Below are 14,753 nucleotides of genomic sequence, written 5' to 3'. Positions count from 1 at the left end.
CCGCCGTCGCGCCGAGGCCGGTGAGGACGTCGACGGAGGCCCGGACCGCTTCCTCCACGTCCGGTGTCACCCGGTCGAAGAAGTGGTTCCGGGGGATGCCGATGCGCAGGCCCCGCAGGTCCGTCGAGCTGCCGTACGCACCATGGGTGCGGGGCGGGGCGATGCTCGCCGGATCGTGCGGATCCCGGCCGGCGAGTGCGTCGAGGACGAGTGCGGCGTCGAGGGTGCTCCGGGTGATCGGGCCGACGTGGTCCAGGGACCATGACAGCGGCGCGACGCCGTGCCGGGAGACCAGGCCGTAGGTGGGCTTGAGTCCCACGACGCCGTTGAGGGCCGCGGGAACCCTGATGGAGCCGGCGGTGTCGGTCCCCAGCGCGAAGACGGCCGAGCCGGCCGCCACGGCCACCGCCGAACCGCCGCTGGAGCCGCCGGCGATGCGGCCGGGGTGCCGGGCGTTGGTCGTCCGGGGCGTGATCAGGCCGTAGGCGAACTCGTGGGTGTGCGTCTTGCCGATCAGCACGGCGCCCGCGGTCGCCAGTCGGGCGGCCACCGTGCTGTCCGCCGCGGGCAGGCGGCCGGCCCAGACCCGGGAGCCGGCCTCGGTCGGCACCCCGGCGGTGTCGATGTTGTCCTTGAGCGCGAAGGGAATTCCGTGGAGGGGGCCGCGGTGCCGGCCTGCCAGCACGTCCCGCTCCGCTCGCGCCGCCGCCGCCCTGGCGGCCTCGGCGGTGACGGTGGCGTACGCGTGGAGGCCGCCCTCGGTCTCGTCGAGGCGTCCCAGCACCGATTCGGTCAGCTCGACGGGCGAGAGGTCCTTCGCCGCGACGGCCTCGGCGGCGGCGGCGAGGGTGAGCTCATAGGGCTGCATCGTCGGGTCCTCCGGGCGCGGCCGCCGGGTCGTCGACGGCGTGGAAGACCGGTGCCGGGGCGACGCCGGTGAGGTCGAGCTCGCACAGGGTGCCGATCTGGCCGTGGAGCCGGCTGCTCAGCGCGACGGCCGCGAGGAGCCGGTCGGCCACCGGCGGCGGGTCCGAGTGCGGCGCGTGCGGGGTCCATGGGGCGGCCGGCTCGGGCGGGACGGTGGGCAAGGACACTGACGCTTCCTCTCGGGAAAGCCCGACGGCCCTGCTGACCGGGGAGATCGACAGGGTCGCCGGGCGGTCTCAGGCCCGCGTGCCGGTCACGGCCGGCACGCGGGGCGTGCGGTGCGCGGGGGCCGTACGAGGGGAGCGGGGTGGCCGAGCCGGGTCACAGGTCCACGGTGACGTCGTACTTCTCCAGCCACGCGTTGATCGAGAGCGGCACCTCCAGGTCGATGCGGGTGATCTGGGTGCTCTCGGAGCTGACGGGACGGTTCAGGCGGTCCGTGACCCGGTCCAGGTCCAGGAGCGGCAGGATGGGCGCCTTGCCGTCGGCGATGACCTCCGCCAGCCGGTCGCGGAGCTTCTTCTCGTAACCGGAGTCCTGGGTGCTCGGGTATGGGGCCTTGACGCGCTCCACGATGGACTGGGGCAGCACGTCGCGGGTGGCCGCGCGCAGCAGGCTCTTCTCCCGGCCGTCGAACTTCTTCATGGCCCAGGGGGTGTTGAAGACGTACTCGACGAGCCGGTGGTCGCAGAACGGGACGCGGACCTCCAGGCCCACGGCCATGCTCATCCGGTCCTTGCGGTCCAGGAGGGTGTTCACGAAGCGGGTGAGGTTGAGGTAGCCGAGCTCCCGCATCCTCTTCTCAAGACCGGTCTCCCCGGCGAGCACCGGGACTTCGGCTATCGCCTCGTGGTAGCTCTGGCGCCGGCGCCCGGGGATGTCGAGCCGCCCCAGGAGGCTCCGGTCGAACAGCGGGGTGCCGTCGTAGAAGGGGCCGGGCGTGGTGGTGAGCCAGGGGAAGGTCTCGGCGGTGAGCACCTCCGGGTCGTGGAACCAGCTGTAGCCGCCGAAGAGTTCGTCCGCCGATTCGCCGGACAGGGCGACGGTGGACCGTTCGCGCACGGCGCGGAAGAGCAGGTACAGGGAGGGCCACAGGTCCCCGTACCAGACGGGCGGCAGGTCGGTGGCGGCCAGGACGGCGGCGCGGATCGCCGGGTCGCTCAGGTCGTCGCTGTCGAGCAGGATCTCCTTGTGGTCCGCCTTGACGAGTTCGGCGAGGTCGCGGACGAACGGCGCGTCGGGGGTGCTGCGCAGGGGGTCCGGCACGAAGTTCTCGGCGGCGCCGACGAAGTCGACGGAGAAGGACCGCACGGGGCCGGCGCCCTCGGCCTTGAGGGCCTTGGCGGCGAGCGCGGTCACCGCCGAGGAGTCCAGGCCGCCGGAGAGGAGGCTGCACAGCGGGACGTCCGATATGAGCTGCCGGGAGACGATGTCCTCCAGCAGTTCCCGCACGGTGCCGATCGTCGTGTCCAGCGGGTCGGTGTGCTCCTTGGCCTGGAGCGCCCAGTACCGGTGCTTGCTCAGACCCTGGCGGCTCACCCGGACGATGTGCCCGGGGCGGACCTCCGACATGCCGGTGAAGATGGCGTGCTCCGGGGTCTTGACCATGTCCAGCAGTTCCCGCAGGCCGTCGGCGTTCACCCGCCGGGGAACCTCCCGGTTCGCCAGGATCGCCTTGGGCTCCGAGCCGAAGAGGACGCCGTGGCGGGTGGGGAAGTAGTAGAGCGGCTTGACGCCCATCCGGTCGCGGACCAGGAGCAGTTCCTCGCGGCGGACGTCCCAGACGGCGAACGCGAACATGCCGTTGAGCCGGTCGACCATGCCCTGGCCCCACGCGAGGTAGGCCTGCAGGACGACCTCGGTGTCGCTCTCGGTACGGAAGCGGTGGCCCCGGGAGACCAGCTCGGCGCGCAGCTCCCGGTAGTTGTATATCTCGCCGCTGAAGGTCAGGACGGCCAGCGGGCGGCCGTCCTCCTCCGCGACCATCGGCTGCCGGCCGCCCTCTAGGTCGATGACGGACAGCCTGCGGTGACCGATGGCCGCGTGCCGGTCGAGCCAGGTTCCCCCGGCGTCCGGACCGCGGCAGGCCATGGTCTCGGTCATGGCGTCGATCGTGGAGCGCTCGAGTGTCAGATCACGCTCGAAGTCCACCCAGCCGACAATTCCGCACATGTGTGTGTTGTCCTCTCCGTAAGGTGTGGCACCGGGGGCGCGGCGCACGGGCCGCGGCGGGGCGCCGGAATCCCGTGCGGGACGGGATTCCGGGCGACCCGGGGGTGACGGTAGGAACCAGGTCTACGAGCCGCTCAGGAGCGCGTGGCGCTCGGCCAGCTGAGACCGCGGGCGAAGTGGATCAAGGTGACCAGGACCATCAGGGCGGCCGTGATGCCGCCGAGGGTCATGACCGTGGACGGGGACGTGCGGTCCACGATGCTCCCCCCGACCAGCGCGCCGATCGAGATCGTCGCCTGGAAGGAGGCGGTGAACAGCACCGAGGCCGCCTCGGGCGCGTTGGGCGCCGCCTTGGCGAACCAGGTCTGGGACGACACGGGGACCGCTCCGTAGGCGACGCCCCAGACGATCAGCAGCGCCACCGCCCCGACGTTCGAGCCGCCCAGCACCGGCAGCAGCAGAGTGGCCCCGGCGAGCAGGGCGGCCGCCGCGCCGAACCCGACCCGGGGACGCCGGGCGACCAGGGAGCTGCCCACGAAGTTGCCGACGATTCCGGCGACTCCGTAGATCAGCAGGAAAACGGTGATCAGCTTGGGGCCCGCATGCGTGACCTGTTCGAGGAACGGGGTCACGTAGGTGTAGGTCCCGAAGTGGGCCAGCACGATGAGGAAGGTCAGCAGCAGGGCGAAGCGGGTGTTCACGCTGCGGAACATGCCGCCCAGCACGCTCATCCGGGTGGTCTCGATCGGCGGCAGCGGCGGCATGACGAGCAGCAGCATGACGAGCACGCCGACCGTCAGGACGCCCATGACGACGAACGCCGTCCGCCAGCCCGCCACGTCGCCGATGAACGTGCCGACCGGGACGCCGAGCACGGACCCCAGCGGGACGGCCGAGAAGATCACCGAGACGGCCCGGCCGACCTTCTCCGCCGGCACCAGCCGGTCGGCGAGTCCGGCCCCGATCGACCAGAACCCTCCGATGGTGATGCCCACCATGACCCGCGACACCAGGACCAGCCAGTAGTCCGGCGCCACGGCGGCCAGGCCGTTCGCCAGGGCCAGCAGCAGCATGAACGCGCACAGCATCTTCCGGCGGTCGATGCGCGCGGTCGCCATCGTGACCAGCGGCGCCGAGATCGCTGCAAGGAATCCGGGCATGGTCATCATCAGTCCTGCCATCCCGTCCGAGATGGTGAAACTGGATCCGATCGAAGTGAGCAGGCCGATCGGCAGGATCTCGGTGGTGACGATCGAGAAGATCCCCAGCATTACTGACAATACGGCCAGCCATTCGATCACTGGTGATCGGGCCGGGAGGCCGGTTCCGCCGGGGTGCGAAGTGGCGGTAGTTGTTGAGGCCATGAATTCCGTCCTTGAAGTGCCTTTCGGTGCCCGGCAAGTCCAGCAGGTTCCCCGGGATGCGGGCTGGCGGCTTTACGACATCACCGTTACGGGGGACGGCCGCCGGCCGGACTCCGCCGTCCCGGAGCGCTGTCGCCGCAGGTCGAAGCGGCCTTTCCGGGGCCGCGGTCGCATCTGAAGGGACGTCAAGTCGGCTGCTACTTGGGCAGGTTGCCGACCAGGAACTGGCGTTCCCGGCCCGGCGCCGGTGCTACGCTGAATCCGCAGGGCGTCGAACTCTTCTCCGGGGTCCGCGCCGCGTCGCGGCAATTCACGGATACTTTGGCAAATCCGCATTGACCCGGACCGGTTCGACGGTGACGGTATGAGCCATGCCGATCCCGATAGCCCTCGTTTTCGCCGCAGGAATCTCAGGCCTCGACCTTGCGGCCGCGCGTGAGATGTTCGGTGTCAATCGCGCCGGCGCCGGTCTGGTCGACCCGTGGTACGACTTCGCCGCGTACGTCGTGGACCCTGTACAGAGTTGTGACGCATGCCGTATTGATCGGCTGTGCAGTCTCGACGAACTGGCCAAGGCCCACACCGTCATCGTCCCGGGCTGGCCGGACGTCACGCAGGCGCCGCCCACTGCTCTGGTGAACGCGATCCGCGACGCGCACGAGGCCGGTGCGCGCATCGTCTCCGCCGGCACGGGCGCCTTCGTGCTGGCGGCGGCCGGCCTGCTGGACGGGCGGCGGGTCGCCACCCACTGGGCCCATGCCGACCTGCTGGCGGCCCGGTACCCCCGCGTGCGGGTCGACACGGACGCCCTCTACGTCGACGAGGGCGACATCCTCAGCTCCGCCGGCGGAGCGGCCACCATCGACCTGTTCCTGCACCTGGTGCGGCTGGACCACGGGGCCGCCGTCGCCAAGGCCCTGGCGCACCGGCTGGTCATGCCCCACCAGACCACCGACGAGCAGGCGCCGCCCTCCTCCCCGTCCGAGCCCGGCGCCGAGGACCGGGTGCTCACCGAGGTGCTGTCCTGGGCCGCCGGGCGACTGGACCAGCAGGTGACCGTCGAGGACATGGCGCAGCAGGCGAACGTCAGCCGCCGCACCCTGGTCCGCCGGTTCCGGGCCGGCACCGGCATGGCCCCCCTCCAGTGGCTCCTCACCCAGCGCGTCCAACTCGCCCAGCGGCTGCTGGAGACCACCCACCTCAGCATCGAGCAGGTCGCCACGCAGACCGGCATGGGCACGGCGGCCACCCTGCGCCGGCACTTCAGCCGCACGGTCGGGGTGCCGCCGGACTCCTACCGGCGCTGGTTCCGCGGCCGGGGCCGGGGCGACTGGAGTCCGGTGCCGGTGGCGTAGCGCCGGCCTCCGGGAGGGCGGCCCCGCGGCGCTCCCGGACGCCGACGCCCCTGATCGATTTCCGCAGCCCCGAAGGGAGAACCCGTTCATGAACACCGAGGACGCGTCCGAGCAGGCGCGGTCCGTACCACCGCACCTGCCCGAGGCCTTCTACCGCGAGCTGGGGCCCGGCAGGTTCGCCAGCAGTCCGGCCACCGCGGGGCCGTGGAGCGCGAAGTTCCAGCACGGCGGCCCCCCGTCGGCCCTGCTCGGGCGGGCGCTGGAGCGGCACGAGCCGCGGGAGGGCCTGCGGATCGCCCGGGTCACGGTGGAACTGCCGCGTCCGGTCCCGGTCGCCGAACTCCGGGTCGAGGTACGGACCGTGCGTTCCGGCCGGCGCGCGGAACTGGTCGAGGGGGAGATCAGCTCCGGCGGGCAGACGGTGATGCTGGCCCGGGCCTGGCGGCTGGCCGCGAGCCCGCCGGACACCCCGTCCCTGTCCCCCGGGCCGAAGCCCCCGCCGCTGCCCGACGCGCAGCCCGCGCACACCATGGCCGACGCCCACCTGGACGGCTACATCGCGGCCATGGAGTGGCGGTTCGAACCGGGAAAGGGCTTCGACACGATGGGGCCCGGCACCGTCTGGGCGCGTCAACGCGTCCCGCTGCTCGCGGGTCACGAGGACACGCCGCTGACCCGCGCGCTGACGCTGGCGGACAGCAACTGGGCCGTCGCCTTCGAGCTCGACCACCGCGGGCGATTCGTCATCAACACCGACGTGACGCTGCTCCTGCACCGCGATCCCGTCGGGGAGTGGCTCTGCCTGCGCTCCACCACGGAGGCGAGCCCCGACGGCTCGGGTCTGGCCCAGGGGCGGCTGGCCGATGCCGTGGGGGACTGCGGCCGGGTGCTGCAGACGCTGCTGGTCGATGAACGCTGACTGCGGGAGCTCGTCGCCGGCCCTTCCGGTCCGTGGAGGCGCGGGAGGGCCGGCGGCGGGTGCGCGGCGAGCCGGCCGCGCGGCGACCGGGACCTGCGGCGGGGGGCGCAGGCTACTGCGGCCAGTCGACCAGCAGTTTGCGCGGGCCGCGGAAGGAGACGTTGGCGGGGAAGTCGAAGTCCTGGTCCTCGACGAGGCGCATCCCGGGCGCCCGCTGGGCCAGCAGGTCGAGGGCGATCCGCGCCTCCATGCGGGCGAGCGGGGCGCCTATGCAGTAGTGGATGCCCTGGCCGAAGGAGAGGTGCTTGCGGGAGTCCTCGCGGTGGACGTCGAAGGTCTCCGGGGCTTCGAAGTGCTTCGCGTCCCGGTTGGCCGCGCCGAGCAGCAACAGGATCTTCGCGTGCGCGGGGATCTCGACTCCGCCCACGGTGACCGCCCTGGTGGTGATGCGTCGCCAGGCGGGGATGCTGCTGTCGTAGCGGAGGATCTCCTCGACGGCCTTGGGGATGAGCGACCGGTCGGCGCACAGGTCGTCCCACTGCCCGCGGTTGACGAGCAACCGGCGGACCGCGTTGCCGGTGAAGCTCGTGGTGGTCTCGTGACCGGCGAAGCTCAGCCCGTACGCGACGTTCGTGATGTCCGGGATCGACAGGCTCTCGGGATCCGCCTGGTGGATGCGGATCAGGTCGCTGGTGAAGTCGTCGACCGGTTCGGCCAGGCGCTTGGCGACGAACTCCTCGCAGTACTGCCAGTAGTTGACCATGTTGCTGGCGATGTCGCGCTGCTCGTCGAGCGTCGGCCGGCCCCAGCTGAAGGCGATGCGGTTGCCGCACCACGACTTCAACATGTCCATGTCCTCATCGGGAAAGCCGATGAACGTGAAGATCATGTATGCGGGGAGCGGATAGGTCAGCGCCGACACCAGGTCGACCACACCGGGTTCGATCGCATCGACCAGCTCCGTGGCCTTGGCCCAGACCTTCGGCTCCAGGGTCGCGATCCGCCGTGCGGAGAACGCCTTCTGGTTGTGGCGGCGGATCCGGGTGTGCCGGGGCGGGTCGCAGTCCGACATCACCGGGTAGGCGTGGAAGCCGGCCTTGAGGATGGACTGGGCCTCCTCGGCCAGCGGGAAGACCGGACGCTGCCCGACCGCCGCGGAGAACGTCCCGGGGTCCATCAAGGCGCTCTGGATGTCGTCGAAGCGGGTGATCACCCACATGTCGATCGCCGGCGCGTAGAAAGCCGCTGCCTCTTCACGCACTCCGGAAAGGATCGGATACGGGTCGGCGACATAGGCGTCGCCCAGCGGATCGAAACTGTGATTGACGGGGCACGCCATCGCGTCCGTCATGACGGAACCTCCTGGGTTCGGTGATCTCCAGTGTCGCCGGGCCCGGCTCTCCTGGAAAGGTGATTGATATGGACGGAAACCCGGGTTTTTCTCATGGCTGAGCGCATGAGCCTGCGTCAGTTGGACTATTTCGTGACGGCCGCCGAAGTCGGCACGATGACCGCTGCCGCCCAGCTGCTGTACGTCTCGCAGTCCGCGGTGTCCGCGGGGATCGGCGAGCTGGAGCACCAGCTCGGAGTGCAGTTGCTGGTCCGCGCGAAGGCGAAGGGGCTCACCCTCACGCCCGCCGGACGCCTGTTCCTGCCGGAGGCCCGGGCGCTGCTCGCCCGCAGCGAGGAACTCCGGCTCGGAATGCGGGAGGCGGGCCGCGGGCTGGCCGGCCGGCTGACGATCGGCTGTTTCAGCACTTTGGCGCCGTTCCTGCTGCCGTGCGTGCTGGAAGAATTCCGGACCGTCTGTCCCGATGTCACCCTCGACTTCGTCGAAGGATCCCTCGACGAATTGCAGGACCTGCTGCGCGAGGGAACATGCGAATTGGCCCTGCTCTACGGCGCCGACATTCAGGCCGGAATCGACTTCGACGCGCTGTACTCCGTCGTGCCGCACGTCCTGCTGCCGCAGGGGCACGCACTGGCCGGGGCGGAGGCGGTCCGGCTCGCGGAGCTCGCCGAGCACGACATGATCATGCTCGACGTGCCGCCCAGCCTCCGCTATTTCACCGAGGTGCTCGCCGCCGCCGGGGTCAGCCCCCGGATCCGGTACAGCACCGAGAGCTTCGAGACGGTCCGCAGCCTGGTCGCCCGCGGCGCCGGCTACTCCCTGCTCATCCAGCGCCCCGCCCTGGCCGTCAGCTACGAAGGGTTGGGCCTGCAGCTGCGGCGCATCGCCGACGACGTCGTCCCGCTCCCCGTCGGACTGGCCCGGCTCTCGGGCACCCGGCCCACCCGGCGGGCGGCGGCGTTCGCCGCGTTCTGCCGCGAGCGGGTCGCGGGCGCTGCGGACGCGACGCGGCGTGCTTCCCCGGCGGCCGGCGCGGCGGTCCCGCTGCCGCGGCAGCGCCGGGGGCACCGTGCGGCGGCCGGCACCGGGACCGTCTCATGACGCCGGATCGGCCTGCGGCCGGGCCGCCACCAGCGGGTGGTCGGCGTCCGCGGGGTCCGTCGCCGAGGCTCCGCCGGGCGAGCCGAGCTCGACGAAGAACCCGCGGTCGGCAGCGGCGTAGTCCGCCCACTCGGCCGGCACGTTGTCCTCGTAGTAGACCGCTTCGACCGGGCAGACCGGCTCACAGGCGCCGCAGTCGACGCACTCGTCGGGCTGGATGTACATCTTGCGCGGGCCCTCGTAGATGCAGTCGACGGGGCACTCCTCGATGCACGCCTTGTCCTTGACGTCCACACAGGGCTGGGCGATGACGTACGCCATGGTTCAGTCCTCCGCTTTCCGGGGGTCGGCGCCGGCGGGCAGCGCCGCGAGGTCGCCCTCGCCCCGCTGTTCGCCGGCGGCGTCGGGTTGTTCGGCCGTCGGTGGCCGCAGGGGCTCCCGGGCCGCCGCGGGGTGCTCGCTCCAGAGTTCGGCCGTGACCGGGCCGGGGAGCACGACGGCGCCGGCGGTCCCGCGGGCGGGAGAGGTCGGATGCTCCCCGGCGGGAGTGATCAGGGCCAGCTGCGGCTGCGGAGCGCTCGGGGCCGTGGCCAGGCCGACCAGGAGGAGATTCCCCACGATCGCCGTGCGGGCCCGCTGCGGACCCGTCAGCTCGGGCGGGGCGGTCGCGGAGGTCTGCAGCAGCGTTTCGTAGAGTCGGACGGCGCCCGGGAAGTCGTCGGCGTGCACGGCGCGCCGCACCAGCAGCCGCGGCGTCGCGAGGTGCGGGTCGGTGGAGACGCCCGGGCGGGCCTGCTCGCCCTTCCAGGGCCGGTGCTCGACCAGTTCGGCCACCGTGCCGTCGGGGTAGCGGACCCGGGCCCGGGCTCCCGGCAGGATCGGCTCGGGCGGTTCGAGAACGGTGGTGCCGGTGCCGTCCAGCAGCGCCAGCTGCCGGTCGAGCGACGGCACGATCAGGGAGTAGGCGGTCTGCCGTTGGACCGCGGTGAAGGGGCGTTCGCTGGCGATGAGGAGGAGGTTTCCGACGGCGGCCAGTTCCAGGCCGCCGAAGTCGGGGATGGGCATCCGCAGGTCGGCGGGCACGCCGAGCAGGCGCTCGTAGAAGGCGAGGTGATCGTCGAGGTCGCGCACGTCGATGAGCGACCGGGCGAGCAACCGCGGCCGGGGCAGCGCCGAGGAGTCGGGCCGGGTGCGGAACCAGCGCTCGGGGTCGGCGGGTCGTCGGGGCACGGACATCGTCAGCCCTTCTTCGGGTCGGGGGCGGGGGCGCACCACCACGGCCGCGCGGTCAGCCCCCAGGCCGTCAACTCCTCGGCCACCAGCCGGTGCAGCGAGGTGGAGTCGCCGAAGTGGTCGGGCATGCCGGTGACGGTCAGGGCCATGCGGGAGCCCAGCCGGCACAGGCACAGCGAGGCCCGGAGCCGGGCCTTGTCCGGGTGCAGGCCCGGCACGTTCATGGTGCGCAGGGCCACGGACTCGGCGGTGCGGCCGGCGAGACGGGCCACGGCGTCGGAGGCCTGCCCGAAGTTGGAGGCCACCGCGTCGGTCTGCTGCGCACCGGGGTTCTTCAGCGCACCGGCGAGGCGTGTCGGCAGCAGGTGCCACAGCGGTGCGGGCACCAGCGTGGCGCTGTGCGCGCCGGAGCCCGCCAGGAGCGTCTTCGTCGCCTGCCGGGTCCGGCGCAGGTCTTCGTGCTGCACGGGGCGGTCCGGCACGCCCAGGGGGACGACGACCAGGGCGTTGGCGCGTTCGTCGGCCGCGCCGCGGCGCAGGTTCATCGGGATGCCGAGCTCGATGTCGCTCCGCCGGGGGCGTGGCACGTGGGCGCGGACGAGGTTGGCGGCGATCTCCAGGAACAGGCTGTTGGTCGTGCCGCCGCAGGCGCGGGCCCGTTCCTCCCATGCGGAGGCGTCCACGTCGACGATGGCCGTGGTGAAGAAGCGGGGCTGCGCCGGTGGGCCTGGCGGCGGGGCGGGGCGCCGGCGCAGTGCCGCGCCGATCAGCGCGCGTCGGCGGGGGTTCGCGGCCAGCTCCAGGGACCAGCGGGCCGACTGGAGAACGGCCCCTCCCACTTGCCGCAGCGCGTCGGCGGCATCGCTGTGGCGCAGGCCGGCGGGCCGGCGGGCGACGGTGCTGCCGGCGAGCGCGTTGAGGATGCCCAGGCCGTCGCTGCGGAAGTGCGGCACGGTCAGTGAGACCAGGCAGCCGCCCTGGTAGGGGGCGGCCGCGAGGCGCCACAGCGCCGCGGAGTCGGTCGGCAGGGGCTCCTGGATCTGGGCGTCGATCCACTGCGGCGCGGTGGCGTCGGTCAGCGGCCGCTGCTCCAGGTGCAGCGGCTGCGTGTTGGCGGCCCGGACCCAGGTGCGGCGGGCTCCCGGGAAGCGCGCCGGGGCCGCTCGGCGGCTGAGCAGTCCCCCGTCGAGGCGTCGCCATTCGGCCTGCAGCGCCTCGGCGGGGAGCGGGGCGGAGAAGCGCCACAGGACCTGGACGACGCGGGAGGAGCCGAGCGACTGCGCCGCGTGGTGCAGCATCTCGTCGGTGGGGTTGAGCCGCCAGGACGTCGCGTCGTTCATCGGGCGACCGCCTTGAGCAGCTCGTCGGCCGCGTGCCGGCCGACGGCGGGGGCGAGCTTGAAGCCGCCCCCGTTCCAGCCGACGGCGGTGACCAGGCCCCGGGGGTGGGGCCAGCTCGTGACCGCTCCCGGGCCGTCGGGGGTGAGGGCGTCGTAGGCGGCGACGCCGCCGACGGCCCGGGCGCCCGAGAGCTGCGGGCACCGGTGCCGGACGACGCTGCGGACGCGCTGCTCCTCGGCGGCCGGAACGGTCCGCCGCACGGTGGCGGGCACGCCGGTCCGGGTGGAGGACACGCCCGCCAGGACGACTCCGTCGGTGTCCCACCGCCGCAGCCACGCCCCGGTGCTGCCGTCGACGACGGTGGGCAGGTTCGCCAGGCTCGCGGCGTCCTCGCAGCGGAACAGGCAGTAGCCGACCGCCCGGGTGCGCATGGGCAGCCGGACGCCCACGGATGCGGCCAGGGGCTCGCTCTCGGCGCCGGCCGCGAGGAGGACGGCGTCCGCGTACACGGGGCCCGAGGTGGTCCGGACGCCGCGGATGCGGGACAGGGGGCGCGTCAGCAGCGCGGTGGCCCGGGCGGTGAGCAGGCGCAGCGTGCTCCCGGCGTCGCGCAGCACGGCCCGGGCGACGGCCGTGACCGGCAGCCAGCCGGCGCGCGGTTCGAGGACGCCGAGCAGGTGCTCGGGGACGGCGAGGCCGGGGAACGTCCTTGCGATCTCGCCGGAGTCGAGGACGACGGTCTCGTGCCCGGCGGCGTGCGCCGCCTCCAGTGCCGCCCCGGCGCGGACCAGGGCGTCGCGGTCGAGCAGCGTCAGGCTGCCGTGTTCGCGCAGCTCGGGCCAGGTGCCGTGCCAGCCGCGCCGCTGGTAGCGCGCACAGCCTTCGGCGGCCCAGGCGGCGTGGGCGCCGGTGGGCTCGAAGGCGCGCACGAGCCCGCCGGAGGCGCTGGTCGCTCCGCCGGTGGCTCCCGTGTCGTCGATCAGGACCACCGATGCGCCGTGGGCGGTGAGCCGTTCGGCGGTGGCCAGGCCGATGATGCCTCCGCCGACGATCGCCACGTCCGCCGTGAGGGCCGTCGTCACTGCAGGACCCGTTCGGCCAGCCGGCGCCGGGGGGCGTCCGCGTCCCGCAGCAGCAGGAGCGATTCGGTGACGTCGGAGGACCGTGCCGACAGCATGGCCAGGGCCCCGGCGTCGCCCATGCCGTGGCTGGCCTCGCACAGTCCGTTGAGGTAGACCTTCAGCGGGCGCGGGGCGGTGGCGGAGGCCTTGAGCGAGATCGAGTAGTCGCGGTCCACGACGGGGACGCCGTCGTCGTCCAGGGGCAGGCGGTGGGCCACGCCTTCCAGGAGCGGGTGGTAGCGCTCGTCGCCCGCACCGGTGCCGAAGTCCTTGAAGCCGGTGGCCAGGATGACGACGTCGGCGTCGACGGTTTCCGCGGTGAAGTGGTTGATGTCGCGCACCGTCAGGCGGTGCGGTCCGCCCGGCGCCGCGGTGGCGACCTCGGTGACCTCGGTGAACGGCAGCAGGCGCAGGCGGTCGGACCCGGTGAGTTCGTACTCGCGCTGGACGCCGACGAGCCGGTCGATCACGTCCTGGTCGCAGGCGGCGTAGTTGATGGAGCGCAGCTCCTCGCGCAGGCGTCGCTTCGTCGCGGTGGGCAGGGGGTGGAAGTAGTCGACGAACTCCGGCAGGAACACCTGGCGGCTGTAGGGGCTGGTGTCCTTGAGCCGGAACCCGATGCCGCGGTGGAGGGAGGTGACCTGCCGGACGTTCGGGCGCTCCAGCAGGTCGAGCACGATCTCGATGGCGCTCTGGCTGGCCCCGACGACCGCGACCCGGATGTCCTCGTGCGCCAGGGCCTTGATGGAGGAGAGGTAGCGGGCCGAGTGGAAGACGGTCCTGCCGAGGGCGTGGTGGAAGGCGGACGGGATCCGGGGAGAGCGGCCGATGCCCACGATGACGGTCTCGCCGAGATAGCGCCGGCCTTCCTGGGTCTCCACGCAGAACAGCTCGCCGCCGTCCGCGTCGTCGACGAGGGAGAGCGCCGTGGCGGACTGCCGGTAGTCCACGGAGGATGCGAAGGACTCCGCGACCCAGGCGAGGTAGCCGGCGTACTCACGGCGCAGCGGGAACTTGGTGTTCAGGTGCAGGTAGTCGGTCAGCATCCCCCGGGAGGCGAGGTACTTGATGAAGGTGTGGGGGCTGTCCTGGTTGCGCTGCATGACCAGGTCGCGGAACGGGTTGTTCTGGATGTCCGCGCCGGGCAGCAGCTGTTCGTCCTGCCACTGGAAGCCGGGCGACCGCTCGATGAAGTGGACCTCGTGCAGGCGGCCGAGTTCCTCGAGTGCCACGGCCAGAGAGAGGTTCGCCGGCCCGAAGCCGATACCCAATATCGGATGAACCTTGTCCTTCGTCACTCTTCACGCATCCTCAGCTTGTCGCGTGTGCGGGAGGGTCCGCGCCGGGCGGGGCGCTTGCGGGCGCCCCGCCCGGCGCGGCCGTTCCCGCCCCGGCGGGATTGACGGGTCCGGCGGTGGTCAGGAGCTCAGCAGGGTCGTCTCGGTGATCGCGTTGGCGTCGTCGACGTGGACGACCCGGGACTTGAATCCGACCTGCTCGTCCTCGTTCAGCTGCGCGTAGCTGATGATGATGACCTTGTCGCCCGGCTGGACGAGGCGGGCGGCGGCGCCGTTGATCACGATCTGCCCCGCCGGGGGTTCCGGGGAGTCGTCCAGGATGGTGTAGGTCTCGAACCGGGCGCCGTTGTTGACGTTGACGACGTGGACCAGTTCGTGGACTCCGATCTCGGCGGCCTCCAGCAGTTCCGGCGAGATGGTGATCGAACCGACGTAGTTCAGGTTGCTGTCGGTGACGGTCGCGCGATGGATCTTCGAGTGCATGAAGGTGCGCTGCATGATGCGTCTCCCTGACGGTGTGTGGTGTGCGGGTCGGCGCGGGACGGCGGATGGAAAACGGTCGGTTGCGCGGC

The 14,753-nt window shown here is 72.3% G+C and carries 15 protein-coding genes; 4 read left to right on the top strand and 11 right to left on the bottom strand.

The window, feature by feature from the left end; all coding sequences use genetic code 11:
* From IEZ12_RS39405 to IEZ12_RS30910, 4 genes are all read right to left on the bottom strand, one after another.
* The coding region (locus IEZ12_RS39405) for an amidase (RefSeq protein WP_229848356.1) at positions 1-868 on the bottom strand (868 nt) is incomplete at its 3' end.
* Positions 855-1,094 (bottom strand): hypothetical protein, encoded by a 240-nt coding sequence (locus IEZ12_RS30920; RefSeq protein ID WP_189276756.1) that lies wholly within the window; start codon positions 1,092-1,094, stop codon positions 855-857. The genes IEZ12_RS30920 and IEZ12_RS39405, both read right to left, overlap by 14 nt.
* Positions 1,095-1,248: 154 nt before the next feature.
* On the bottom strand, positions 1,249-3,099 hold the full coding sequence (asnB, locus tag IEZ12_RS30915; RefSeq protein ID WP_189276754.1) for an asparagine synthase (glutamine-hydrolyzing): 1,851 nt from the start codon (positions 3,097-3,099) through the stop codon (positions 1,249-1,251).
* Between the two features lie 134 nt (positions 3,100-3,233).
* The gene (locus IEZ12_RS30910; RefSeq protein ID WP_229848354.1) at positions 3,234-4,370 is read right to left on the bottom strand and encodes an MFS transporter; all 1,137 of its coding nucleotides are present in this window, start codon (positions 4,368-4,370) and stop codon (positions 3,234-3,236) included.
* Between IEZ12_RS30910 and IEZ12_RS39400 the strand changes: the two genes are divergently transcribed.
* From IEZ12_RS39400 to IEZ12_RS30900, 3 genes are all read left to right on the top strand, one after another.
* On the top strand, positions 4,258-4,641 hold the full coding sequence (locus tag IEZ12_RS39400) for a hypothetical protein (protein ID WP_229848362.1): 384 nt from the start codon (positions 4,258-4,260) through the stop codon (positions 4,639-4,641). The genes IEZ12_RS30910 and IEZ12_RS39400 overlap by 113 nt on opposite strands.
* A gap of 193 nt (positions 4,642-4,834) precedes the next feature.
* Positions 4,835-5,818, top strand: coding sequence for a GlxA family transcriptional regulator (locus IEZ12_RS30905; RefSeq protein ID WP_189276750.1), 984 nt, complete (start codon positions 4,835-4,837; stop codon positions 5,816-5,818).
* A gap of 88 nt (positions 5,819-5,906) precedes the next feature.
* Positions 5,907-6,737, top strand: a complete 831-nt coding sequence (locus tag IEZ12_RS30900; protein WP_189276748.1) for a thioesterase family protein — start codon at positions 5,907-5,909, stop codon at positions 6,735-6,737.
* A gap of 112 nt (positions 6,738-6,849) precedes the next feature.
* Here the strand turns inward: IEZ12_RS30900 and IEZ12_RS30895 are convergent, their stop codons facing one another.
* Positions 6,850-8,088 (bottom strand): cytochrome P450, encoded by a 1,239-nt coding sequence (locus tag IEZ12_RS30895; protein ID WP_189276746.1) that lies wholly within the window; start codon positions 8,086-8,088, stop codon positions 6,850-6,852.
* 105 nt (positions 8,089-8,193) lie between these two features.
* Between IEZ12_RS30895 and IEZ12_RS30890 the strand changes: the two genes are divergently transcribed.
* Positions 8,194-9,189, top strand: a complete 996-nt coding sequence (locus IEZ12_RS30890) for a LysR substrate-binding domain-containing protein (protein ID WP_189276744.1) — start codon at positions 8,194-8,196, stop codon at positions 9,187-9,189.
* On the opposite strand, the gene fdxA is transcribed toward IEZ12_RS30890, so the two are convergent.
* The 6 genes from fdxA to panD form a co-directional block, all read right to left on the bottom strand.
* A complete protein-coding gene (gene fdxA / locus IEZ12_RS30885; protein ID WP_043911643.1) occupies positions 9,184-9,510 on the bottom strand; it encodes a ferredoxin in 327 nt (108 codons plus the stop codon). The two genes, IEZ12_RS30890 and fdxA, sit on opposite strands and share 6 nt — an antisense overlap.
* Before the next feature lie 3 nt (positions 9,511-9,513).
* Positions 9,514-10,425: a VOC family protein gene (locus IEZ12_RS30880; protein WP_189276742.1), complete on the bottom strand. Its 912-nt coding sequence runs from the start codon at positions 10,423-10,425 to the stop codon at positions 9,514-9,516.
* A 2-nt stretch (positions 10,426-10,427) separates the two neighbouring features.
* A complete protein-coding gene (locus IEZ12_RS30875; RefSeq protein WP_189276740.1) occupies positions 10,428-11,762 on the bottom strand; it encodes a hypothetical protein in 1,335 nt (444 codons plus the stop codon).
* Positions 11,759-12,844, bottom strand: a complete 1,086-nt coding sequence (locus IEZ12_RS30870) for an NAD(P)/FAD-dependent oxidoreductase (RefSeq protein ID WP_189276738.1) — start codon at positions 12,842-12,844, stop codon at positions 11,759-11,761. Before IEZ12_RS30870 ends, IEZ12_RS30875 begins: the two co-directional genes overlap by 4 nt.
* Positions 12,841-14,181, bottom strand: a complete 1,341-nt coding sequence (locus IEZ12_RS30865; protein WP_189276736.1) for a SidA/IucD/PvdA family monooxygenase — start codon at positions 14,179-14,181, stop codon at positions 12,841-12,843. Before IEZ12_RS30865 ends, IEZ12_RS30870 begins: the two co-directional genes overlap by 4 nt.
* 120 nt (positions 14,182-14,301) lie before the next feature.
* Positions 14,302-14,679: an aspartate 1-decarboxylase gene (gene panD / locus IEZ12_RS30860; RefSeq protein ID WP_043911639.1), complete on the bottom strand. Its 378-nt coding sequence runs from the start codon at positions 14,677-14,679 to the stop codon at positions 14,302-14,304.
* Positions 14,680-14,753: the final 74 nt, after the last annotated feature.

Source organism: Kitasatospora griseola (genome assembly GCF_014648555.1).
Taxonomy (GTDB): Bacteria; Actinomycetota; Actinomycetes; order Streptomycetales; family Streptomycetaceae; genus Kitasatospora; species Kitasatospora griseola.
The sequence above is the reverse complement of the archived record's forward strand: the minus strand, read 5'-3'. Positions and strand labels throughout refer to the sequence as shown.